This window comes from Mesorhizobium abyssinicae (genome assembly GCF_049887195.1).
In the GTDB taxonomy this organism is placed as follows: Bacteria; Pseudomonadota; Alphaproteobacteria; order Rhizobiales; family Rhizobiaceae; genus Mesorhizobium; species Mesorhizobium abyssinicae.
The window spans coordinates 17,998-39,391 of the sequence record NZ_JARAKC010000009.1; the positions used below are offsets into that span (position 1 = coordinate 17,998).

Annotated in this window: 22 protein-coding genes; 14 read left to right on the top strand and 8 right to left on the bottom strand. The window is 63.5% G+C overall.

Annotation, left to right across the window (positions count from 1 at the left end):
• Window positions 1-280 precede the first annotated feature (280 nt).
• From PU724_RS20075 to PU724_RS20105, 7 genes are all read left to right on the top strand, one after another.
• A complete protein-coding gene (locus tag PU724_RS20075) occupies window positions 281-1,930 on the top strand; it encodes a putative bifunctional diguanylate cyclase/phosphodiesterase (RefSeq protein WP_292101813.1) in 1,650 nt (549 codons plus the stop codon).
• 162 nt (window positions 1,931-2,092) lie between these two features.
• The gene (locus PU724_RS20080) at window positions 2,093-2,614 is read left to right on the top strand and encodes a ubiquinone biosynthesis methyltransferase UbiE (RefSeq protein ID WP_127310436.1); all 522 of its coding nucleotides are present in this window, start codon (window positions 2,093-2,095) and stop codon (window positions 2,612-2,614) included.
• Window positions 2,611-3,789 carry a methyltransferase domain-containing protein gene (locus PU724_RS20085; RefSeq protein ID WP_354423588.1) on the top strand — a complete coding sequence of 393 codons (1,179 nt, stop codon included), beginning with the start codon at window positions 2,611-2,613 and terminating at the stop codon, window positions 3,787-3,789. Before PU724_RS20080 ends, PU724_RS20085 begins: the two co-directional genes overlap by 4 nt.
• A complete protein-coding gene (locus PU724_RS20090) occupies window positions 3,786-6,152 on the top strand; it encodes a SpoIIE family protein phosphatase (protein WP_127310431.1) in 2,367 nt (788 codons plus the stop codon). The genes PU724_RS20085 and PU724_RS20090 overlap by 4 nt, the downstream gene beginning before the upstream one ends.
• Window positions 6,153-6,155: 3 nt before the next feature.
• A complete protein-coding gene (locus PU724_RS20095) occupies window positions 6,156-6,716 on the top strand; it encodes a slr1658 superfamily regulator (RefSeq protein WP_189340528.1) in 561 nt (186 codons plus the stop codon).
• An 18-nt stretch (window positions 6,717-6,734) separates the two neighbouring features.
• Window positions 6,735-7,073, top strand: coding sequence for a slr1659 superfamily regulator (locus tag PU724_RS20100; RefSeq protein WP_127284471.1), 339 nt, complete (start codon window positions 6,735-6,737; stop codon window positions 7,071-7,073).
• A gap of 206 nt (window positions 7,074-7,279) precedes the next feature.
• A complete protein-coding gene (locus tag PU724_RS20105; protein ID WP_354423585.1) occupies window positions 7,280-7,942 on the top strand; it encodes an ATP-dependent DNA ligase in 663 nt (220 codons plus the stop codon).
• A gap of 35 nt (window positions 7,943-7,977) precedes the next feature.
• Here the strand turns inward: PU724_RS20105 and PU724_RS20110 are convergent, their stop codons facing one another.
• On the bottom strand, window positions 7,978-8,646 hold the full coding sequence (locus PU724_RS20110; protein WP_127391392.1) for an ArsR/SmtB family transcription factor: 669 nt from the start codon (window positions 8,644-8,646) through the stop codon (window positions 7,978-7,980).
• Window positions 8,647-8,718: 72 nt separating this feature from the next.
• Here PU724_RS20110 and PU724_RS20115 point away from each other — a divergent pair, with 72 nt between their 5' ends.
• The gene (locus tag PU724_RS20115) at window positions 8,719-9,459 is read left to right on the top strand and encodes an MBL fold metallo-hydrolase (protein ID WP_127391382.1); all 741 of its coding nucleotides are present in this window, start codon (window positions 8,719-8,721) and stop codon (window positions 9,457-9,459) included.
• 3 nt (window positions 9,460-9,462) lie between these two features.
• Entirely contained in the window at window positions 9,463-10,713 is a 1,251-nt protein-coding gene (locus tag PU724_RS20120) for an MFS transporter (RefSeq protein ID WP_127391381.1), read from the top strand.
• Here PU724_RS20120 and PU724_RS20125 read toward each other — a convergent pair.
• The 5 genes from PU724_RS20125 to PU724_RS20145 all read right to left on the bottom strand — a co-directional run bounded on the left by PU724_RS20125 (window position 10,710) and on the right by PU724_RS20145 (window position 14,785).
• Complete coding sequence (locus tag PU724_RS20125) at window positions 10,710-10,898, bottom strand: DUF1059 domain-containing protein (RefSeq protein WP_127284475.1); 189 nt, start codon at window positions 10,896-10,898, stop codon at window positions 10,710-10,712. The two genes, PU724_RS20120 and PU724_RS20125, sit on opposite strands and share 4 nt — an antisense overlap.
• A 165-nt stretch (window positions 10,899-11,063) precedes the next feature.
• Entirely contained in the window at window positions 11,064-13,283 is a 2,220-nt protein-coding gene (locus PU724_RS20130) for a sensor domain-containing diguanylate cyclase (RefSeq protein WP_354423582.1), read from the bottom strand.
• 198 nt (window positions 13,284-13,481) lie between these two features.
• The gene (locus tag PU724_RS20135; RefSeq protein ID WP_127286116.1) at window positions 13,482-14,213 is read right to left on the bottom strand and encodes a DUF2270 domain-containing protein; all 732 of its coding nucleotides are present in this window, start codon (window positions 14,211-14,213) and stop codon (window positions 13,482-13,484) included.
• Between the two features lie 111 nt (window positions 14,214-14,324).
• Window positions 14,325-14,528 carry a hypothetical protein gene (locus PU724_RS20140; protein WP_127394105.1) on the bottom strand — a complete coding sequence of 68 codons (204 nt, stop codon included), beginning with the start codon at window positions 14,526-14,528 and terminating at the stop codon, window positions 14,325-14,327.
• 47 nt (window positions 14,529-14,575) lie between these two features.
• Window positions 14,576-14,785: a hypothetical protein gene (locus PU724_RS20145; RefSeq protein WP_354423579.1), complete on the bottom strand. Its 210-nt coding sequence runs from the start codon at window positions 14,783-14,785 to the stop codon at window positions 14,576-14,578.
• Here PU724_RS20145 and PU724_RS20150 point away from each other — a divergent pair.
• The 4 genes from PU724_RS20150 (at window position 14,760) to PU724_RS20165 (ending at window position 18,604) form a co-directional block, all read left to right on the top strand.
• Window positions 14,760-17,003 (top strand): cation:proton antiporter domain-containing protein, encoded by a 2,244-nt coding sequence (locus PU724_RS20150; protein WP_354423577.1) that lies wholly within the window; start codon window positions 14,760-14,762, stop codon window positions 17,001-17,003. The two genes, PU724_RS20145 and PU724_RS20150, sit on opposite strands and share 26 nt — an antisense overlap.
• Window positions 17,004-17,150: 147 nt before the next feature.
• Window positions 17,151-17,714 carry a hypothetical protein gene (locus tag PU724_RS20155; RefSeq protein ID WP_354423575.1) on the top strand — a complete coding sequence of 188 codons (564 nt, stop codon included), beginning with the start codon at window positions 17,151-17,153 and terminating at the stop codon, window positions 17,712-17,714.
• A 41-nt stretch (window positions 17,715-17,755) separates the two neighbouring features.
• Window positions 17,756-18,292: a GNAT family N-acetyltransferase gene (locus tag PU724_RS20160; RefSeq protein WP_354423574.1), complete on the top strand. Its 537-nt coding sequence runs from the start codon at window positions 17,756-17,758 to the stop codon at window positions 18,290-18,292.
• Window positions 18,293-18,307: 15 nt separating this feature from the next.
• Window positions 18,308-18,604 carry a DUF1330 domain-containing protein gene (locus tag PU724_RS20165; RefSeq protein ID WP_354423572.1) on the top strand — a complete coding sequence of 99 codons (297 nt, stop codon included), beginning with the start codon at window positions 18,308-18,310 and terminating at the stop codon, window positions 18,602-18,604.
• Between the two features lie 71 nt (window positions 18,605-18,675).
• Here PU724_RS20165 and PU724_RS20170 read toward each other — a convergent pair whose 3' ends face one another.
• The gene (locus tag PU724_RS20170; RefSeq protein ID WP_127286121.1) at window positions 18,676-19,311 is read right to left on the bottom strand and encodes an ankyrin repeat domain-containing protein; all 636 of its coding nucleotides are present in this window, start codon (window positions 19,309-19,311) and stop codon (window positions 18,676-18,678) included.
• Between the two features lie 154 nt (window positions 19,312-19,465).
• Window positions 19,466-20,674 carry an MFS transporter gene (locus tag PU724_RS20175; protein ID WP_354423570.1) on the bottom strand — a complete coding sequence of 403 codons (1,209 nt, stop codon included), beginning with the start codon at window positions 20,672-20,674 and terminating at the stop codon, window positions 19,466-19,468.
• A 293-nt stretch (window positions 20,675-20,967) separates the two neighbouring features.
• Here PU724_RS20175 and PU724_RS20180 point away from each other — a divergent pair, with 293 nt between their 5' ends.
• Complete coding sequence (locus PU724_RS20180) at window positions 20,968-21,387, top strand: VOC family protein (RefSeq protein ID WP_354423568.1); 420 nt, start codon at window positions 20,968-20,970, stop codon at window positions 21,385-21,387.
• The last annotated feature ends 7 nt before the right edge of the window (window positions 21,388-21,394 follow it).

The window sequence follows — 21,394 nt, forward strand, 5'->3', positions numbered from 1 at the left end:
GATTTATTAACGAACTGTGACTGTTCATCGTTATCGATAACTTGCTACCCTTCACAACCGAGCATTCATCGCAATTGCGCCGCACGCGACGCTTGTTGATACGGCGCGCTGAAAGTTTGCCAAGCTTGATAGTTATGCTATTTCTAAACTGGGGGACGCGAACTCGCACCGCCTATGGAGGTGGCTCTTGCGCCCAGAGGCATCAGGCGTCGGCACGCAGAGCGAGGGCCCTTCCTCGAGCGATGTTCCACGTGCCGGCGAACCGCTTCTCGCTGACCTTTTGGCGAACACGACCGAGCTGCTGTCGTTCTATGATCGCGACTTCCGCCTGACGCACTACGCCACCAGCCTCAAAGGCCTGTATGGCGGCGCGGTGGCGCTGGGCGCCGCCATTTGGGAGATCTACCCAGGCTTCCTCGATTCCAGGTGTCGCGACGAATTTCTTCGGGTGTTCCAGGGCGGCTCTGCGGCAAGCATCGACCTGCCGCGATCGTCGGGCGAAGCACCCCGATCCGTTTTCGTCTTCGGCACCGCAAATGGTGTGGGAATCGTCGAATCACGAGAGCGTGGTGGGCGCAGCGCAGCGGACGAGCAGGAGCATGTGATTCTGCTCCACCAGGCGACGCACGACGTGCTGACCGGACTGCAAAATCGGCGGCGATTCGGCGAGCGCCTGCAGCAGGCGCTGACGACCGTTGGCGGACCAAAGCCGAAAGCCGCCCTGCTGCAGATCGACCTGGACGATTTCAAAGCGGTCAACGACACGCTCGGCCATGGAGCCGGCGACACGCTTCTTCAACTCGCGGCAGGTCGCATCCGCGACGCACTGCAGGACGGCGAATCCGCCTACCGCTATGCCGGCGATGAGTTCGCTGTCATCCAATTGGGCAAGGAGCAGCCGGCCGAAGCCGAGCGCCTCGCCGGATTGCTGGTCAATGCGTTCAAGGACCCGTTCGTCATCAACGGCATTTCTGTCTTCGTGGGCTCGAGTATCGGAATTGCTTTCGGGCCGGAGCACGGGGCCGATGGCGAGCAACTGATGAAAGCCGCCGACATTGCTCTTTACGCGGCCAAGACGGATGGACGCGGCTGCGCTCGAACGTTCAACCGTTCGATGCTGCTCCTGCTCGAGCAACGCGAAAACCTGAGGCGCAGCCTTCGAACCGCGCTGGAGCGGAACGAGCTTTATCTGGAGTATCAGCCGCTCATTCGGGCCCGTTCGTCGGTGGTCGGATTCGAAGCGCTGTTGCGGTGGCGGCACCCCGAGATCGGGATCATTCCGCCCGGCGTGTTCATCCCGATCGCCGAAGCCGATGGTTTGATGGATGAGATCGGGAGATGGGTGCTCGAGCAAGCCTGTCGCCAGGCATTGACGTGGCCCTCCTCGCTGACGGTCGCAGTGAACCTGTCCCCGGCCCAGTTCCTTAGCGGTTCGCTGACGGACACGGTCGCCCAGATCATCGACGAAGTAGGAATCCGCGCCGACAGACTAGAGCTTGAAATAACCGAAACGGTTCTTCTCGAGAGGACGATCGACAATATCGACACGTTAAATACTTTGAACGTCTTGGGGATAAGAATTTCGCTCGACGATTTTGGAACGTACTATTCGTCCTTGAGCTACCTTAAGAACTTTCCCTTCGACACTTTGAAGATAGACCAATACTTCATCGCGGACCTGGAAACGGATCTCAAAAGCCAGACGATCGTGCGATCGATCATCAATCTGGCGCACGGCCTGGGAATAAGCGTCACCGCCGAAGGGGTTGAGACGTCGGCACAGGCACGGTGGCTGACCAAGGAGAATTGCGATTGCCTGCAGGGTAATTTCCTGGGACGGCCGCTCGGAGCCGAGGCGACCAGCGATTTTATCGGGCGATCCTCGCCCAAGGCGGTGCGGGCGATGGAGGAATCGGATCGGGCGCTCTAGCCCCTTGCACCCTTTGTAAAGTGGAGAGTTGTAAAAGCGATCGAGACAGATACCGCGCAACCCTTGTCATGCGGGACTGGCTCATCACGAGGCGGCGGAATTTCCGTCTCGGAGGTCATCGCGCCGCCATGGCTCAATACGGATGGAATAGGGAGGATGCCGATGGGAGCTGTTCATCATGACCTGGCTGGCGAGCCGACTTTTGAGCCGATGATCCAGATCGACATGGAAATCAGAAATTTTGTCTCCGCCTGGAGGCACTGCGACTATGTCTCGACATACGTGGCTCGGATGATCAGCCAGACGAGGTCAGACTCGGTCCGGCATTCAAATCTCTTTTCCTCCGCCTTCAACGAATTGCTGGAGGTTGCCTTTCGCACGCGCCATGGCGACGGCGAACTGGCATGCAGGGTGTCCCGCCATGGAGCGACGGACAGGATCGAGCTGACATTTCCTTGCGTGGCGGAGGAGCGCCAATTCTACAAGGAAGCCGTAAGCCAGGTCGCGGGATTGGAAGCCAGGGAGCGATACGTCAGTTCCGTGTCTGGGGATATCGCGCCCAGCCGGGAGATCGTACTCCTGGAACTGGCTGTCGACTACAACGCGACACTGAGGGTCGAGGAAGCCGACGGCGATGCGATCAAGTTGGTCGTGGATCTTCCGCTCGAGGGCTTTGAACATTGAGCCCTTACAACCTTCTCCCACGCTTCAAGGCCCAATACGACGCGAACAGCCAGGAATTCTCCATATCCGGGGTGGTCCGGCCTCAGGCGATCGACGAGCTTGCGCCCAGCCTGGCATTGCTGCGTGACGCGATCGCCCGTGTGCGCGGCGTTCTCTACGTCAATGTCAGACGCCTGACGCAGATGAACAACGCCGCGTTTCACGCCTTTTCGAGGATCATCATCGACGCTTGTCGCGCTCGACCCGATCTCAAATTTGTCGTCATCACGTCGAGCGTCGTCGGCTGGACCTCGCGAAAATTCAGTCGCCTGAGCGGAATCGAACCGAACATCACGGTCGAGGAGTATGACAGCGAATTCTATCCGGGGCAGGGCTTTCTCGAGGAAGGCGGGTTCGTTCCAATCCTGCGCACGCAGACAAAGATGACCTGGCGCCACGAGCGCGCAATCTTGCCGCGACACGGCATGAGGCCCGGGATCGTCATGGCCGACATCTGTTGCGGGATCGGTGATTTCGCCGTGCTCGTGCAGAAGGAGTTCCAGCCATCGCGGATCGTCGCCCTCGACCACTCCATGTCCAGCCTGAACTATGCTCGACAGGTGATGCGGGAGTTCGATATCCGGGGCATCGAATATACCTATGGCGATGCGTCGGAAATGCTGCTCGATGAAGCGCAATTCGACTTGGTCACCTGCCGGCATTCCCTTCAAATCTTCAATCGACCGGAACTCATCCTTAAGGAACTCTACCGCATATGTAAGCCAGGCGGGCGGGTCTACATCACCAACGAGAAGAACTCGCATTGCCTCGGCGAGCCGCGCGCCGAAAGCATTCGTTGGACCTACAACGAGGTGGCGAAGCTGTTCGGGCATTTCGAGATGGACGTCGAGCTTGGGCCCAAGAGTAGGCGATACCTGATCGAAACCGGTTTCGAAGACATCCGTGTCGAGACCTTCATGGTCACCAACCTGGACGGCGATCCGCAGGACTTCGCCGATGTCATCGTAGCCTGGGGGGATGTCTATGCGGGCGAGATGGCGGTGAGACGCGGCGACGGACCGGAGTTCGTCGCACGGTTCCGGCAGGGTTTCCAGGACCACATTTTCGCGGCGCTACATCCCAAGGGTTATGCGGGTTGGCCGATCTGGGTCGCATCGGGGCGGCGACCGCAATGAAAGCCGACAACGAACCTGCACCGCGTTTCGGCCTGCGCTCCTTTCGAGCGAAATTCGTGTTGGTCGTTGGCGGCGCGGTGCTGTTCGACCTCCTGCTGAGCGGCGGTCTGGCGCTTTGGAACGTTCAGAAGCTGTCGAGTGATGCCACATCGGAAGTCGGCGAGGGCCTGACGACCGCAAACCAGGAATACATTCGCTCCTATGCCGAGTCGACGGCATTGAGTGTCGACCTGCTGCTCGATCGGGTCCATGGCGACGTCAAGGCGCTGGCCGGCGTGCTGCAGGGCCAGATCGATGATCCTACGCGCCAGCAACAGGTCGGAGCGACGCTTTCGCATGAAGCGCCGGGCTCCGTGAAGGTCGTCTACGACGCGCAAGGCGATTGGGCGCAGAACCTGCCGGGCGCGCCTTCGGTGATAAGCGTCTGGGGCTACCTGCTGGGGGCCGACCACAATCCGTTGCCGAGCGTCCAGCAGGAAATAGAAGACAGTACCGTGTTGGATCTCGTCGCGCCGACGCTCATGGCCAGCGGGTCGTCCAAACTGCAGATGTACTATATTGGTCCAAAAGAGCGGCCGATCTTCAGGACGGTGCCGTATACGGACCAGGCACAGACCTTCGACCGGCTCTATCCGGGCCATAACAAAGCCGAGTTCTGGGAGTTCTTCTTTCCTGGGATCTATGGGTCGTGGCAGCAATGGGCCAAGGATCCGGCCTCGCGGCCGGTCCCTGACGACATCACCCAGACAGCGCCCTACACCGATGCAATCACGGGAAAGCTGATCGTCAGCTTTTTCCACCCGCTGTGGACGCGCGATCGCACCGGTATCGCCGGCACGGCGGGGGCAGACATCACGCTCGATCAGCTGGCGGAAGTCGTCGAACGTGTGAAGATCGCCGAAACCGGGTTTGGTTTCCTCACGATGTCGAGCGGCAACGTGGTGGCGATCAATGCGTCGGGCCAGGCGATCATCGGCCTGACGTCATCGAGCGATGCGGGCGCGCAGGGCGTCACCGGCCTGGAGAGGTCCCTGCGCGGAAGCACGCAGCCCGCCATCGCGTCGCTGCCTCTCGACCAGAACAATGACGGTGTCATTCAGCATATCATGCTCGACAACAAGGGCGAACGCGTCCCCTACATTGTCGTCCTGAAGAGATTGAAGCCGACCAATCTGTGGAGTTCGGGACCGATCAAGCCCGAAACGATGTCGGTCGGCATCGTCGTGCCCGAACGGGAGATCTATGCATCGCTGTTCGCCGCGCAGCAGAGCATCTCCCGCGCAACCAATCGTATCCTGCTCTTCCAGATCGGCGCGATCGTCGTTTCGCTCCTGATTGTCTTTGCGGCGGTGCTCGGAATTTCGAAGCGCATCACCGCTGGCCTCAGGTCGCTTGCCAGTGCCGCCCAGCGGCTCCAGTCCAAGGACTATTCAGTCCGCGTGAGCATTCCAACGCGCGACGAGGTAGGAGCGGCAGGCATCGCCTTCAACCGCATGGCCGAGGAGATCAGCTTTCACACCGAAAACCTCGAGCAGCTCGTCGACGATCGAACCAGGGAGCTCGGGGACGCAAACCTGGAGATTTCCGCGCTCAACGAAAAGCTGCGGGACGAGAACGTCCGCCTCGGCGCCGAACTTGCGGTTGCCCGGCAGATCCAGATGATGGTCTTGCCGAAACCATTCGAACTCGAAGCGATTCCCGGGCTGGAGATCGCAGCCTACATGCGGCCGGCCGACGAGGTCGGCGGCGACTATTACGACGTTCTGCAGAACGGATCGCGGGTCAAGGTCGGCATCGGCGACGTGACCGGTCACGGCCTCGAGAGCGGCGTGCTGATGCTGATGGTCCAGTCCGTTGCACGCGCGCTGCAGGAGGCCAACGAAGCGAATCCGCACCAGTTTCTGAATAGGCTGAACAGCGCGATCTACAAGAACATCGAGCGTACCAACACCGACAAGCATCTCTCGCTGGCTTTCCTTGACTTTGAGGATGAGCGGGTCACGCTATCCGGCCAGCATGAGGACGTTCTCGTCGTGCGCGCGGATGGGGAAGTCGAACGCATCGATACGCTTGATCTGGGTCTGCCGGTCGGTCTGGAGAGCGACATCTCGCAGTTCATTGACACGCGTGACATCCGGTTCGGCAGCGGCGACGTCATCGTCCTGCACACTGACGGTGTGACCGAGGCGGAAGACCAGAACAAGAGACTGTTCGGGTTCGAGCGTCTCTCCCAGAGCGTGCAAAGACGTCACGGCCGAAGCGCCGAGGAAATCAAAACCGGGATCGTCGACGATCTGATGGCCCATATCGGAATCCAGAAGATCCACGACGACATCACCCTTGTGATCATAAGGCACACCTAGGCAATGACCGCGCTGTTCGGCACCCCTGACATTGCAATCGGGATGAGGGAGAACGTCAGTCGCGTGCGGCTGTTCGACGGCCCTCTCGACCTGAGTTGGCGTCACTGCGCTACGACCTCGGACTTCATCGCCGATCTTTTCGCATTGCGCTTTCAGTCGTCTCGCAATGACTACTTGGAAGTGCGGCATAGCATCGGATATCTGGTCAACGAGCTCATCGAAAATGCCGTCAAGTTTCGCGCCCCGGGTGAGATCGTGATCGAGGCGTCGATGGATTCGGAGTGCTTCAAGCTCAAGGTGTCGAACGACATCGATGGTCAAGACGCGTCCGAGTTCCAAACTCTCCTGGCGGACATCACGGTTGGCGACCCCAAGGACCTGCTGATACAGCGAATAGAAGCGAATGCCGCGAACCCTGACATGTCGGGCTCCGGGCTCGGACTGCTGACGTTGATGAGCGACTATGGCGCACGCCTGGCCTGGATATTCAGCTCAGCGGACGAAAGCGATCGGGTTTGCCTGGAGACATACGCCTCCATTCCGATCTCGCAAACTCAAAACTAGAAGAAACGAAACCAGGCTATGGAAATCAAGACAGACGATTACCGTGTGTGGATTGAGGGAAGCGATATATTTTTCGACGGTTCAATGCGGCTCGCCAGTTCACAAGCGGGTGCGCCCATCACGGCCTTGGCGTCCAGTGTGCTTGCGTCAAATCCCGCTTCCATTACGCTCAATTTGAAGGACCTTCACTTTCTCAACTCTTCCGGCATCAACCTGCTGGCGAAATTTACCATCGAGGTGCGCAAGCATCCTGATGTTCGGTTGGTCGTGCGTGGAACGCCCGACATACCCTGGCAATCGAAATCATTGCCGAATCTGAAGAAGCTGCATCCGGCCCTGGTGCTTTTGATGGACTGACCGGGTCGCCGTGAACTGGCCAAGGCCCAGGTGGCTCGCGACAATCCCGGATAACATTTGGCGTCAGAGAGCGCCGCACTGAGCGAGATATGTACCCCAGGATAAGTATTTGGATGCGGGGCTAACGACAAATCGGCCCCGTGCGTAGATGATTGCAATGACTCGGCGGGGGCTCGGCACAGGCGGCAGGCATCCAGGTTGGGGGGATGTCGGGCCGCCTGTGCCGACAAGCCGCCGCCGCGTGGTCAAAGGTGGCGTCATTGAGTAAGCGAGCCAAGGTCAACAGCGGCCGGCTGGAGTTCATCCCGCCGCAGATCCCGACTCGGGTCGAGCAGCCGCCCGAAGATGAGGGATGGGTTCACGAAGTCCATCTTGACGGCTACCGGACGCAGATCATCATCGATAACGGCGGGGTGCGCCTCTACAGCAAGAACGGCCGTGACTGGACCACGAAATACTGGCCCATCGCGCTGGAAGTCGAGCTGCCGTGCCGGTCCGCCATTCTCGACGGCGAGGTCATTGTGCCGGGCGAGCAGGGCTCTCCCGACCGCCCCGCGCTGGAAACCGCGATCTGGCACGAGCCGAGCCGGCTGGTCTTCGTCGCGTTCGACATCCTCCATCTTGACGGTCGCGATCTGGCCTCCTTGCCCCTGCTGCAGCGCAAGCAGGCGCTGTGGCAACTGGTCGAGCCCGGCCTCGGCAGGATCCAATACAGCGAGCATTTCGAGGGCAGTGCGCTGGGCATCATCCGCGCCACCGAGAAGATGGGGCTCGAAGGCATCATCTCGAAGCGCGCCGACAGCCGCTACAGCAGCGGACCGTCGAACACATGGCTGAAGGCCAGGTATTGCACGCCCACCCAGGCGTAGCCGTCCCGGGCAAGGCCCAAGGGTGCGAGGCCACTTTAGGCCGCCGCCTCAACCGGAAGGCCCGCAGCCTTCCATTCGGGGTAGCCGTCCTCGAGCCGATGAACGACATACCCTCGCGCCCGCAATGACGCGACAGCCTCGAAGGACAGAACGCAATAAGGACCGCGGCAATAGGCGATGACCTCCCGGTTGGCGGGAAGCTCCGCCAGCCGGCGTTCAAGGTCAGCGAGCGGAATGTTGAGCGCCCCCGGAAGATGTCCAAGCGCAAATTCGTCCTCCGACCGGACGTCGAGAACCGTGACAAGACCGTCATGCAGTCTTGAGACAAGGTCTTCGCGCGACACAGCCTCCAGCGCGTCGCGTGCGTGGAAGTAGTCGGCCATGACGCGATTGACATCGGCGACGTTCCGCTCGCCCACGCGCCCCAAGGCCTTCATCAACTCAACCACCTGGGTATCTCCGGCAAGACGGTAAAGCACATGCTTGCCGTGCCGCCGCGCCTCGACAAGGTGCGCGCGCCGGAGGATCTGAAGGTGGCGCGAGGCGTTGGCAAAGCTGAGGCCCGCCCGTGCCGCAAGCCCCTCGACATTCCTTTCACCCTGGGCGAGGTGCTCCAGCAACTCCAGCCGGTGCGCATGCCCGAGAGCTTGAGCCAGTTCGGCAAGGCTGGCGAAAACCACCTGTTTTGGTCCGATGCTTGACATGCCTTCTTCTCGATGGAACATTCAGCAGAATAATTGAATGTTATCTCGGGCGAGGCAGGGAGTGCAAGAGTCATGATTCTCCGTCAGTTCCTCCATTCCGATCCCGTCGCTGCATCCTACCTGTTCGGATGCGGAGGCAAGTCGGCAGCCGCCGTCGTCGATCCGGTAGGCGATATCGCGCCCTATCTTCGAGTTGCCGAGGCGACCGGCATGCGCATTCTCTATGTGGTCGATACGCACATCCACGCCGACCACATTTCCGCCGGGCGGACGCTCGCCGCAGCCTCCGGCGCGGAATACATGCTGTTCGAGGGCGCGGAAGCCGGTTTCCCATTTCGACGCGCCAAGGACGGCGAGGTAGTCGAGCTCGGCAACGTGACCATGACCGTCATGCACACGCCCGGGCACACGCCGGAGCACATCTCGCTCCTGGTCACGGACAGGACACGCGCGGCCGAGCCATGGTTCGTGCTGACGGGCCACACTCTCATGGTTGGCGATCTCGGACGAACCGAACTTGCAACCAGTGCCGAGGACGGCGCGCGGACGCTGTTTTCGAGCGTGCGCCGCCTCAAGCAACTGCCGGATCACGTCGAAGTGCTGCCTGGCGCCTACTCCGGCTCGGTCTGCGGGCGCTCGCTCAGCGGCAAGCCGACATCGACGATTGGCTTCGAGAAGCGCTTCAACAAGGCGTTCCGCATTGATGACGAGGACGCTTTCGTCGCCACGATGATCGCGGACATACCGCCCCCGCCGCCGGAGGCGGCGCGCAACCGTGCCGCCAACGCGGGTCTCGCCGCCGCCTCGGCCTGAGCAATGAACGAGGGGGCATCAGTTTCGCCAGGCTCCACTGTCAGGCTTGGGCTCAAGGAAAACTGGCGGCAGTTTGCGCTGCTCATGCTGGTGAATGCCTTTGTCGGCGGCATGGTCGGGGTCGAGCGAACGGTCGTGCCGCTCATCGGGTCGGAAGAGTTCGGCATCACCTCGACGACACTCGTCGTCTCCTTCATCGTCAGCTTCGGCGTGGTCAAGGCGCTTGCCAATCTGGTCTCGGGCCAACTCGCGGACGCCTGGGACCGCAAGCGCGTTCTCGTCCTCGGCTGGCTTGTCGGCCTGCCGGTCCCGTTCATGATCATCTGGGCGCCGAGCTGGGGATGGGTGATTGCGGCCAATGCCCTGCTCGGCATCAACCAGGGGCTCGCCTGGTCGATGACGGTCATCATGAAGGTCGATCTCGTTGGCCCGAAATCGCGCGGCCTCGCCGTCGGCCTCAACGAATTTGCCGGCTACCTCGCCGTCGGCGTGACGGCGTTCCTCACCGGCTATCTCGCCTCGCGGTATGGTCTGCGTCCCGCGCCGATCTATCTCGGCATGGGCTACGCCGTGATCGGCGCCGTGCTGTCGATCCTGCTCGTTCGTGACACGCGCGACCACCTCAGGCTGGAGGCGTCCGCCCACAAACAGCAGACGGCGCCGATCAGCTTCCGGGAGGTGTTTGCGCTGACCTCGTTCAGGGATCGCAATCTGTTCGCGGCATCGCAAGCGGGTCTCGTCAACAACCTCAATGACGGCATGAGCTGGGGTATTTTCCCGTTGTTCTTCGCCTCCTTCGGGCTTGGCGTCGAGCGCATCGGCATCCTGAAGGCGATCTATCCCGCGACCTGGGGAATCCTGCAGGTCGTCACCGGCCCCTTGAGCGATCGCTGGGGTCGCAAAGGCCTGATCGTGGCCGGAATGTGGGTTCAGGCCGGCGGCCTGTTTCTCACCGCGGCCACCAGCCGGTTCGAGTGGTGGCTCGTCGGCAGCCTTCTTCTCGGCCTTGGAACGGCGATGGTCTATCCAAGCCTGATCGCTGCGGTTTCAGACGCCTCGCATCCAAGCTGGCGCGCCCGCTCGCTTAGCGTCTATCGGTTCTGGCGCGACCTCGGCTACGCGATCGGCGCGCTCTCCGCGGGCCTCATCGCCGATCGCTTCGGGCTCTCATGGGCGATCACGTCGATCGCCGCACTGACGTTTTTCTCGGGCGCGATTGTCGCCGTCGCGATGCGCGATACCGCCAAGGGTTAGCTGGCCTGAATGATCTTTTTCACCTGTTGCCGGTCTTCCGGCGACCACTGCTCGGGGTTCTCCTGATGAGCGATGGCGGCGTGAAGCTCGATGTGTTTCCACAGTTCAGTTTCGGTCTCAGCCGTGAACGATCCCGGACAGGCTTCCATTCCAGGGTAGTCCTTGCACCGATATGAATAGGCCATATCTACGCCTCCCTAGTTTGCCCAGTTAGCAGGCGAGGAAGCGGCTCGCTTGTCAATTCACAGTTTTCGAATGCGCAGTACGCGCATTTCATCCAATCGGATCAGCGCTGGTTCGTGCTTGGTGCGGCAAATTGAGGATCGCGGATGGCCGACGGTGAAAACATATCAGCCCTTGGCCTCGGCGCCCGCCTTCGCCGGCGGCACAAGCTGGATCGCCGGGCGCTCGCCGGGCGTATTGTTCCTGGCGATGACGACGCGGTCACGGCCTTCCGCCTTGGCGTCGTATTGGGCGTGGTCGGCGGCGTTGGTGAGCTCGGCCCAGCCGGCGCCATGCTCGGGATAGGCGGCGACGCCGAATGAGGCGGTGACGGTGCCCAGCGTGCGGCCGCGATGCGCCAGATGCAGCTGCTTGATCGCCTGGCGCAGCGTTTCCGCGCGCGCGGCGCCCTCTTCGAGCGATGCCCCCGGCATGACCAGCGCGAATTCCTCGCCGCCATAGCGCGACACGACATCGCTGTCGCGGGCATGCTCGATCAGGGTTGCCGCGACCTGCTTCAGCACGAGGTCGCCGGCTTCGTGGCCGAACGTGTCGTTGAACTGCTTGAAGTGATCGACGTCGAGCATGATGATCGCCAGCGGCTGGGCCGAGCGCTCCATGCGCCTGAGTTCGCGGCTGCTGGTTTCCTCGAGATAGCGGCGGTTGAACAGGCCGGTGTTCGGATCGCGGATCGATTGCTGCCTGAGCGTCTCGCGCAGCCGCAGATTGGCCAGCGCCAGCGCCAGCGTGTCGACGACGCCGCGCAGGATCTGCTGCCGCTCGGCAAGCCATTGCGGTTTCTCGGCCGCGTTCGGCTCGCACAAATGCAGGATGCCCAGCGTCTCGCCCTGCGCCGCCAGCGGCATGCAGACATAGCCCTTCTTGCCGTTCTCCGTGATATGAGCGCAGCGCGGCGTCAGCATGCCCGGACCGGCGACATGTTCCTGGCCGCGGCGCAGCGCCCAGCAGTCCTCCGGCGCGAACTGGTTGACGCTGGAGCGTACGTCGCCCCAGTGCGCCATCTCTTCCACCAGGTTGCGCGAGGCGCTGGTCAGATGCACGCTGCCGCTCAGGCCGCCGAGGAACTCGGTCATCGCCGTTCCGACCACCGAGAAGGCTTCGGGGAAGGTCACGCAGGCCTGCAGCAGCTCGCCGAGCTTGACCAGCCGGGTCGTGGTTTCCGACTTCTCGTGCAGCTCGCGATTGAGGACCGCGAGCTGGTCGGCGCGCTCGTTGACGACGCCTTCGGCGCGGCGCAGCTCGCTGATATCGTTCAGCGTCAGCACCAGCCCGCCCTCGGACCGGCTCAGCGGGCTGCAGCTGGCGATGACGGGCACTTGCGATCCATCCGATCTGGTCAGGCGCACTTCGCCCTGGTGCTGGCGTCCGGTGGCCAAAGCCATCTCGACGGGAGACGTCCCGCCGGCGAAGTCGCCGCCTCTTGCGTCGTGGAGTTTCAGCGCCGCGTCCCATTGCAGGCCGACGATCTTGTCGGCGCGCCGGCCGACCATCGTTGCCGCCGCGGGATTGGCGCTGGCGATGCGGCCATGGGCGTCGAGCACCGCGATACCTTCGGCCACCGTCTCGACGATGTCCTCGATGTGCGCCCGCGCCGATGCGAGCTGGTCCGCCATGGTGTTGAAGCCGTCGGCCAGCTGCCCGAACTCATCCTTGCGGCCATGGCTGATGCGCATCATTTGATTGCCCTGCGCCAGCGCCTGCATGCCGCCCATCATATCCCTGAGGCCGGAGCCGAAACGGCTGAGCAGCACCCAGGCGAAGAGAGCCGCCACCAGCATGGCGGCAACCGCGCTGAGGCCAATCAGCCACAGCATGCTGTTGGTGCGCTGCTCGGCCGCGTTCAGCACCGCATCGTATTCCAGCAGCACGGCGCCGACGATCGTCTTCCCGCCCTGTTCGATCGGAACGGCCAGTATGGCGTTCACTTCCTCCGGATCGACGAACTTGCGCGGGATGCCGTCTTCCAGCGTCTGGCCGACCTCGTTGCCGGGGTCGTGCTCGAATTTGTCGCCGGCCTTGTGCTCCTCGTCGGCGGCGTGGGCGACGATGACCTTGTTGCGGTCGACGACGACGAAATCCCGCTGCGAGCGCCCGTGTTGCAGCTCCAGGAACTGGTTGAGCGCCTCGGGCCGCTCGAGCAGCGAAGGCGTCCCGTCGGACGGCTTGAAGACGATCGTGTCGGCGAGCTCGCGCGCGACGTTGGTGGCCTCGGTCAGCCCCAGATATTTGGTTGCCGCCATCTGCGTGAAGACCGCGACGCCGCCGACCGCTCCGATCAGCGCCGCGGCGCCGACCATGCTGAGGATGATCAGGCTCCTAATGCGCACGGCAGGGCCCTGCCGGCGATGGCGCCATTGTGCTCGCGGATTGAGGCAAGTCTCTCATCCATGAGCTTTTATTACCAATTGCTTATCAACGTGCTAACGGCGGCCGGGCCCGGAGGTTGTCCCGGCGAGGCATCGGCGGCGCCTGCTTTCTTCGAAAGCAGCAGCTGGAATTAGGATCAGGTTGCAGCCTTCGTCCGCTCAGACATGCACGGTGCCGTGTGAGAGCTCGCCCTCGTCGCTACTGACGAGGAAGGCGGCGGCGAGCAGGCCGACATAGAACAGTCCCACGATGGACGCGACAACGATGCCGGGCACCGGCCCGAGCGCGGCCACGCGCATCGCGTCGAGAAACGAGGCGCCGAAGCCGATCGGCGAGCCTTCGCGCTGCAGGCTGGGTGTCGTGATCTTCAGCACCCAGGCGAGCATCAGGATCGTGTACATGAAGATGTAGTTGCGGCGCAGCCGGCGCACCAGCGCCGCGCGCTGCGAGATCAGGAAGCGGGGCGAGCGCAGGCCTTCGCCGACGATCGCCAGCCAGTTGGAGGCGAAGTCGGGCTGCGGCGAGAAGATCTGCGCGAAATAGTAGCGCTCGAACTGGCGCACCCGGGCACGGTAGACGTCGAAGAAGCGGTAGCGCCGCGCCTCGATCCAGAGCAGCAGCGTGATCAGCAGCATCGCGAACAGCAGCACGCCGTGATGCGAGCTCGGCGTCGACAGCGATACCGAGAGCATCGCGGCGGCGACGGTGATCGCCCAGTTGCTGGTGCGGTCGAGCCTGTCGCGCCAGCCGGCCATGCGCGCGATCTCGGCGCGGTGGAAATGCGACATCGTCGTCGCCAGTTCGGAGGAGGTGAGTTTCAGCGCGAACGCATCAGAGGCCCGCGGCGCTGCCGCCGCCTCGACGGGCTTGACGGTCTCGATCTTGGACATCCCCTTGCCATCCAAATGCAATGGCCGGCGGAAATGGCCGGCCATCACCCCGATGACAACAACGCGCGGCACACTGAAACGTTCCCGCGCGTGGATGTCGGAAACCCGGCTTCAGCCCTGGTAGGAGATTTTCCTCGCGGCCGGTCCCGGAAATTCCACCACATCGGCCGAATGGCGGCTGTACTGGGCCACCGTGATTGCTTCTATCATGAGATCGAGCGCCGCAAGCGTCGTGTGGCTGGCTTCGTCATCGCCGCGCAGATAGTGGCCGGCCCGCTCGAGGTGCAGACGAGCGGCGGCAAAGTCGCTTTTCATTAGCTTCTCCTTATTGCCCGCCGTGCCGCGAACATGCTCGAGTCGCTTTACCCGAAAGCAAACATCCACAGCCGCATTTGAATCGAATTGTCCGCGTTGCCGCCGAGGCGTTTCCGCGCCACGCGGCGGTGCAACCGATAGGCGCGCCAAACCGTTGTCGTTCGCAATAATCGAGGGGTGCGAATCTTGTCCTTCCTGCCAAACAGGCACCGGTCGGTCGCGATGGCGGCAATGACGCTGTTCGTGACGCCGGCCATGGCTTGGGGCGCCGAGAAGACCGGCATGTCGAGCGAGGGCGTCTTCGTTCTCGAGATCATCCTTTTGCTTCTCGTCGGACGCGGTCTCGGCGAACTGCTCGAACGCTTCGGCCAGCCTGCCGTGATGGGCCAGCTCATCGCCGGCATCCTGCTCGGCCCCTCGCTGCTCGGCTGGCTGTGGCCGGAGGCGGAACGGGTGGTCTTTTCCGGCGATGCCAGCCAGAAAAGCATGATCAATGCCGTGGCCCAGCTCGGCGTGCTGATGCTGCTTTTGCTCACCGGCATGGAAACCGACCTCAAGCTGGTGCGCAGGGTCGGCCGCGCCTGCTTCTCCATCTCCGCAGCCGGCGTGGCGGTCCCCTTCGTGATCGGCTTCGCTGCGGCGCAGTTCATGCCTGCGACGCTGCTCGCCCCAGGCGGCGAGCGCATCGTCGCAGGCCTGTTCCTCGGCACCGCGCTGTCGATCTCCTCGGTTAAGATCGTCGCCATGGTGGTGCGCGAGATGAACTTCATGCGCCGCGACCTCGGCCAGACCATCGTGTCGTCGGCAATCATCGAGGACACGATCGGTTGGGTGATCATCGCGATTACCATCGGCATCGCTACCCATGGCCGCGTCGAGGTGAGCAGCCTTGCCTTCACGATATTAGGCGTCGCCGCCTTCATGGCGTTTTCGTTCACGCTCGGCCGCCGCATCGTCTTCGACGCCATCCGCTGGACCAATGACAATTTCCACAGCGAATATGCCGTCGTCACCATCATCCTCGCCATCATGGGCGCCATGGCGCTGATCACCGACCTGATCGGTGTCCACACCGTGCTCGGCGCCTTTGTCGCCGGCATACTGGTCGGCGAGTCGCCGATCCTGTCGCGCCACATCGAGGGCCAGTTGCGCGGCGTCATCACGGCGCTATTCATGCCGGTGTTCTTCGGCGTCGCCGGTCTGTCGACGGATCTTACCGTGCTCGTCGATCCGCAGCTGGCAATGCTTACAGTGGCGCTGGTCGCTATTGCCAGCATCGGCAAGTTCGCCGGCGCCTTCATCGGCGCGGAACTCGCCGGCATGAGCCGTGCCGAGGGCATCGCCGTCGGCTGCGGCATGAACGCGCGCGGCTCGACCGAAGTCATCGTCGCCTCGATCGGCCTGTCGATAGGCGTGCTCTCGCACAACCTCTTCACTATGATCGTGACCATGGCCGTCATCACCACTTTGGCGATGCCGCCGACGCTACGCTGGGCGCTGGGGCGCCTGTCGATCGGCGAGGCGGAGAAGAAGCGGTTGGAGCGCGAGGAGGTCGACCAGCGCGGCTTCATCGCCAATCTGGAGCGGCTGCTTGTGGTCGTCGACGAGGGCGTGGTCGGCCGCTTCGCCGCCTACCTTGCCGGCGTGGTCGGGGCCGGCAAGCCGATGACGGTGCTGCATGCCAGCGGCGAAAGCGAAGCCGAGCCCGACGAGGCGGCGCATCTGGACGAGATCGAGCGGGGCGCCGAGGAAGGCCGCGAGGCGGCACTCCAGGCCGACCAGGAGCCGGCCCGCGAGGCGCCCGTCACCCGCCGCCGGCACGAAGCGCCGCTGTCGGCCGAGGCGGTGGCGAAGGAAGCCCGCAAAGGCTACGGCGTGCTGCTCATCGGGCTCGGCCGCGCGGTGACTTCAAAGGGCAGCTTCTCGCATCGCTTGAACGACATCGCCGGCGCCTTCGACGGCCCGCTTTGTCTGGTGCTGAAGCCCGCCGGCGCCGGCCGGCAGATGCCGAGGCTCGGCCCGGGATCAGGCAAGATCCTGGTGCCGGTCAATGGCACTTCGGTCGCCCGCCGTGGCGCCGAGCTCGCGCTTGCCATTGCCGCTGTCACCGGGGCGCCGGTCAAGATGCTCTATGTTGCGCGGGTCGGCCGCGACGAACCGCGTGACACCGTCTCGCATCGCCGTAGGGAGGCTGTGCTTAAGGACATTGTCGAGCTTGCCGACCGCTATGGCGTCGAGATCGAGACCGCCATCCGCAGCAGGGCCGCCGCCGCCGATGCCATTGCCCGCCAGGCTGGCAGGAGGGTGGCGTTGATCGTCATGGGCGTAGCGCGGCGGCCGGGCGACGAGCTCATCTTCGGCGAGACGACGAGCGGCGTGCTGCAGCGCTGCCCGTGCCCGGTGATGCTGATCTCCGACGCGCGGCTGCGCCGCGACGACGAGGGGAGGGAGGCGGGGCGCTCCATCAGCGGTTGACAGGCCCAGCCCGCGTCCCGATTGTCGACGCCTTCATTCGCTTTACCCATTCGAAGGGACGACGCTGATGATGTCGGGATTTGCCGCCTGTTCCGGAACTGAGGCGCGAACCCTCAAAACGGCTATCGCTGGCTTTGAGGAACCACGATGAGCTTCAGCGTAAAACCCCTCGACGAAACAACCTGGCCGGATTTCGCCGCGCTGGTCGAGCGCCACAATGGCGTTTGGGGCGGCTGCTGGTGCATGGCCTTCCATGCCAAGGGCAACGGCGCCGGCGGCAACCGCGCCGCCAAGCAGGCAAGGGTCCGGGACGGCAGCACGCATGCCGCGCTTGTCTTCGACGGCGCGGCCTGCGTCGGCTGGTGCCAATTCGGGCCGACCGATGAACTGCCGCGCATCAAGCACCGGCGCGCCTATGAAGAAGGGCTGACAAACCTTCCGGACTGGCGCATCACCTGCTTCTTCATTGACAAGGCGCGTCGTGGCGAAGGCGTGGCCGCCGCCGCGCTGGCAGGTGCGCTCGGCGAAATCGCCCGCCTCGGCGGCGGCACGGTGGAAAGCTATCCCGAGGACGCGCAAGGCCGGAAGGTCGCCGGCGCCTTCCTGCACAATGGCACGCTCGCGATGTTCGAAAAGCAGGGCTTTCAGCGCGCTCGCCGGATCGGCAAGCACCGCTGGGTGGTTGAAAGGATGGTGGCGTCGGGTGCTTGAAGGCTTGGCTTCCGCCCCGAACGGCACGTGGCATTCGGCAGATGGCTGACCAGGAGCTGCAGTACCGGACTGCGACGCGCGACGACATCGCGGCGATTTCGGCGCTGATGGCGCTGGCGATCGGCGAGCTGCAAAAACCCTTCCTGAATGATGCCCAGATCGAATCCAGCCGCGCCATCATGGGCCTGGACACGCAGCTTATCGACGACGGAACCTATTTTGTCGTCACCTGCGGAGGAGCACTGGCGGGCTGCGGTGGCTGGAGCCGGCGCGCCACCCTTTATGGCGGCGACAGGACGCCGGGGCGCAGCGCGGCATTGCTCGATCCCGCCACCGACGCGGCGCGCGTCAGGGCGATGTACACGCATCCCGATTTCGTGCGGCGCGGCGTCGGCCGCCTCATCCTTTCGCTCTGCGAAAATGCGGCGAGGGCAGAGGGCTTTCGCCGTGTCGAGCTCGGCGCGACAATGGCTGGAGAGCCGCTCTACCGGGCCTGCGGCTACCAGCCGGGCGAGAGGATCCTCGACGATCGCGGCGGCGCGCCGGTGCCGATCCTGATGATGTGGAAGACGATTTGAGAAGGAGGGACTGGAATGGCTGCCTATCTCATTGCCGATGTCGACGTCACCGACGCCGCCATGTTCGATGAATACCGGCGCGAGGTTCCGGCGACGGAAGCGCGTCATAGCGGGCGGTACCTGGCGCGCGGCGGCTTGACCCGGGTGCTGGAGGGCGACTGGGAGCCGCACCGTCTGGTCATCATCGAATTCCCCGACATGGCGGCGCTGACCGCCTGGTACGACTCGCCTGAGTACGAGCGGCTGAAGCAGATCCGCTTCCGCTGCGCCAATACGCGCATCATCGCGACCGAGGGCGTGCCGCCGGCCTGACGCCTGCCACCGAACAGTGCGCGGCGGGTTCGTCTTGCGTCAGGACATGTGGATCGCGGTCGGTCCTGCGCTCACTTGCCCTCGAAGAAGGTGTGGATCGCGGCGTCCAATGTCTCGATGAGCCGGGCGTTGCGGGTGCTGCCGGCCCAGATCAATGCGTTGAGCCGCATCTCCTTGTTGAGGAAGTTCACCTGCCTGGTCGCCAGCAGATACTCCGCGACCTCGTAGTGCCGTCCCTTGATGGCCTCGATGAGCGCGCTGTTTCGCCCCGTCTTGTCGGCCAGATTGACGTCCGCGCCATGCTCGACGAGCAGCTTGACGACATCGAGATGCCCGTTCCTTGCCGCCTCGATCAGCGCCGTCCTGCCATAGTAGTCGGCGCGGGCATTGATATCGATCCGAGGATGTCCCGCCAGCGCCAGGATGCAGTCGTAGTGACCCTTGGCTGCGGCCAGGCTGAGCGGCGTGCTCTTCCACTTGTTCCGGGAATTGACGTCGATTTCCGGCTGCGCGATCAAGGCTTCGAGCACCGCGAGGCGGGCATTGTGGGCGGCAAGGTGCAGCGCCGACCAGCCGCCTTCGTCGCTCTGGTTGATGTCCGCACCGGCGGAAAGCTCCGCGCGCACGGCCTCAGCGTCGCCTTTTTCCGCCGCGACCAGCAGGGTGGACCAACTCCTGGCGTCTTCGGCTTCCAAGCTTGCGGTCACTGCAATGTCTCCCGGACCATGGGATCTTGCCGACATTCATCGGATGCGGCGTCTCTTGCGGAGCCTTTCACACTCGCAAGCGTCCGGCAAATGGATTTCGCGCCACCGGTCGGCGGTTCCGTGAAGAATGGAACCGCCGACTGTCTTTCGCTGCCTACGCCATCTGCAGCCGTTGCCGGCTCGGCTGCGGCGGGAAGGCAATCGCGATGCCTGCGGCGCCCAGCCCGACCAGCGCCGAGCCGATGAACAGCCAGGAATAGCTGGCATAGGCGTCATAGATCATGCCGCCGGCCAGAGGCCCGAACGCCATGCCGAGGCTGGACAGCATGGTGGCGGCACCGAACACGGTGCCGATGATGCGCGGCCCGAAATATTCGCGCGCCAGCACCGCGTAGAGAGGCATGACGCCGCCATAGGTGGCGCCGAAGATGACGGCCAGCACATAGAACTGTTCGAGCCGGCTGACCGCGAGATAGGCCGAGATCACCGCGGCCTGGATGAGGAGCCCGGTGATCAGCACCGGCTTGACGCCGAGCCGGTCGCCGAGCACGCCGTAGAGCAGGCGCCCGCCGAGGCCGGCGAGGCCCTCGACGCTGTAGATCGAGACGGCTGCCATCGGCGCCACGCCGCAGGCCATGGCATAGCTCACCATGTGGAAGATCGGGCCGGAATGCGCCGCGCAGCAGGCGAAGAAGGTCATGCCGAGCACCAAAAATTGCGGCGAACGCAGCGCCTGGCCGACGCTCATGCCGGGATCGTCTGTGGCGGGTGCCGGCGCGCCATCGGTTGCCGCGACCGCCGCCGGCGGCTGTCGCACCAGAAAGGCGACGGGCAGCAGCAGCACCCAGGCCATGACGCCGATGTCGAACATGGCCGCACGCCAGTCATAGGCGGTGATCAGCCAGCGCGCGAAGGGCGAGATGGTCATCGGCGCCACGCCCATGCCGGCCGATACCAGCGACACGGCCAGGCTGCGGTTGGTGTCGAACCAGGCGGTGGTGAGCGCGATCATCGGCGCGAAGAAGGCGCTTGCCGCGAGCCCGACCAAGACGCCATAGGTGAGCTGGAAGACGGTGAGCGAGCCGGTGCGGCTGGCCAGCACAAGCGCCAGGCCCAGAAGCAGGGCGCCGGCGAAGACGACGGGACGGGCGCCGACGCGATCGTAGATGGCGCCCCAGGCGAAGCCGCCGAGACCCATCACCAGAAAATTCAGCGTCATCGCGCTCGATATGCCGGCGCGCGACCAGCCGGTGTCGAGCGACATCGGCTCGAGAAAGATCGCCAGCGAAAACATCGCGCCGATGGCGACGCAAGTCATCATCGCGCCAGCCGCGACGATGACCCAACGATAGGAAAGCTTCATGTTCTTCTCCCATGCCGGAAGCTAGAGTTTGTCGACACGGCGCGCGCCTCTTTCGAGCTTCGTCACGCCGCTTGCGTCCGAAGGACGTTGACGACGTCTTGAATCCGACAATCCGGTTGCATTTTTTAATCAGATTTTGGCACGGGTGATTTTTGCTGCCTCCTGAAAAGTTGCGTTGCTTCACACCTCCTCCGCCCCACCGTCTTCTCTAGTGTCAGTAGCATGCAATACCCGACATTGACCGGAGGTTGGTCCCTTCTAGATGATTGACCAGTCAAAACAGGAGGCTCTCCATGGAACTCTATCGCGGCCGGCTCATCGACCACATCCAGCTTGTGGTGCGCGACCTGAAGGCCAGCCGGCGCTTCTACGGCGCGGTGTTCGACGTGCTGGGCATCCCGGTCGGCGGCGAGGCCGAGGATTACTTCTGGGCCGATGAACTATTCGTCTCCAGCGTTGACAGCCGCGCCGCCCAGGGCGTGCTCACCGGCCGCCATCATCTCGCCTTCCAGGCCAAGGACCGCGCCATGGTCGACGCCTGGTACAAGGCGGGACTTGCGGCCGGCGGCGAGGACAACGGCGCGCCCGGCGAGCGCCCCTACCACCCCGGCTACTACGCCGCCTTCCTGCTCGACCCCGACGGCAACAACATCGAGGCGGTGTTCCATGGCGAGGCGAAGCGGAGTGCGGCGGCGGTGGAGATCAGCTTTTAGGGCACGG

What these genes read in the sequence shown, in the direction of transcription:
- PU724_RS20150 (WP_354423577.1), top strand. Translation starts at nt 14,760, where the DNA reads ATGACGCTGTTCGTGACGCCGGCCATGGCTTGGGGCGCCGAGAAGACC.
- PU724_RS20125 (WP_127284475.1), bottom strand. Translation starts at nt 10,898, where the DNA reads ATGGCCTATTCATATCGGTGCAAGGACTACCCTGGAATGGAAGCCTGT.
- PU724_RS20165 (WP_354423572.1), top strand. Translation starts at nt 18,308, where the DNA reads ATGGCTGCCTATCTCATTGCCGATGTCGACGTCACCGACGCCGCCATG.
- PU724_RS20100 (WP_127284471.1), top strand. Translation starts at nt 6,735, where the DNA reads ATGGAAATCAAGACAGACGATTACCGTGTGTGGATTGAGGGAAGCGAT.
- PU724_RS20095 (WP_189340528.1), top strand. Translation starts at nt 6,156, where the DNA reads ATGACCGCGCTGTTCGGCACCCCTGACATTGCAATCGGGATGAGGGAG.
- PU724_RS20135 (WP_127286116.1), bottom strand. Translation starts at nt 14,213, where the DNA reads ATGTCCAAGATCGAGACCGTCAAGCCCGTCGAGGCGGCGGCAGCGCCG.
- PU724_RS20180 (WP_354423568.1), top strand. Translation starts at nt 20,968, where the DNA reads ATGGAACTCTATCGCGGCCGGCTCATCGACCACATCCAGCTTGTGGTG.
- PU724_RS20090 (WP_127310431.1), top strand. Translation starts at nt 3,786, where the DNA reads ATGAAAGCCGACAACGAACCTGCACCGCGTTTCGGCCTGCGCTCCTTT.
- PU724_RS20110 (WP_127391392.1), bottom strand. Translation starts at nt 8,646, where the DNA reads ATGTCAAGCATCGGACCAAAACAGGTGGTTTTCGCCAGCCTTGCCGAA.
- PU724_RS20160 (WP_354423574.1), top strand. Translation starts at nt 17,756, where the DNA reads ATGGCTGACCAGGAGCTGCAGTACCGGACTGCGACGCGCGACGACATC.
- PU724_RS20145 (WP_354423579.1), bottom strand. Translation starts at nt 14,785, where the DNA reads ATGGCCGGCGTCACGAACAGCGTCATTGCCGCCATCGCGACCGACCGG.
- PU724_RS20080 (WP_127310436.1), top strand. Translation starts at nt 2,093, where the DNA reads ATGGGAGCTGTTCATCATGACCTGGCTGGCGAGCCGACTTTTGAGCCG.
- PU724_RS20120 (WP_127391381.1), top strand. Translation starts at nt 9,463, where the DNA reads ATGAACGAGGGGGCATCAGTTTCGCCAGGCTCCACTGTCAGGCTTGGG.
- PU724_RS20155 (WP_354423575.1), top strand. Translation starts at nt 17,151, where the DNA reads ATGAGCTTCAGCGTAAAACCCCTCGACGAAACAACCTGGCCGGATTTC.
- PU724_RS20140 (WP_127394105.1), bottom strand. Translation starts at nt 14,528, where the DNA reads ATGAAAAGCGACTTTGCCGCCGCTCGTCTGCACCTCGAGCGGGCCGGC.
- PU724_RS20175 (WP_354423570.1), bottom strand. Translation starts at nt 20,674, where the DNA reads ATGAAGCTTTCCTATCGTTGGGTCATCGTCGCGGCTGGCGCGATGATG.
- PU724_RS20105 (WP_354423585.1), top strand. Translation starts at nt 7,280, where the DNA reads ATGTCGGGCCGCCTGTGCCGACAAGCCGCCGCCGCGTGGTCAAAGGTG.
- PU724_RS20115 (WP_127391382.1), top strand. Translation starts at nt 8,719, where the DNA reads ATGATTCTCCGTCAGTTCCTCCATTCCGATCCCGTCGCTGCATCCTAC.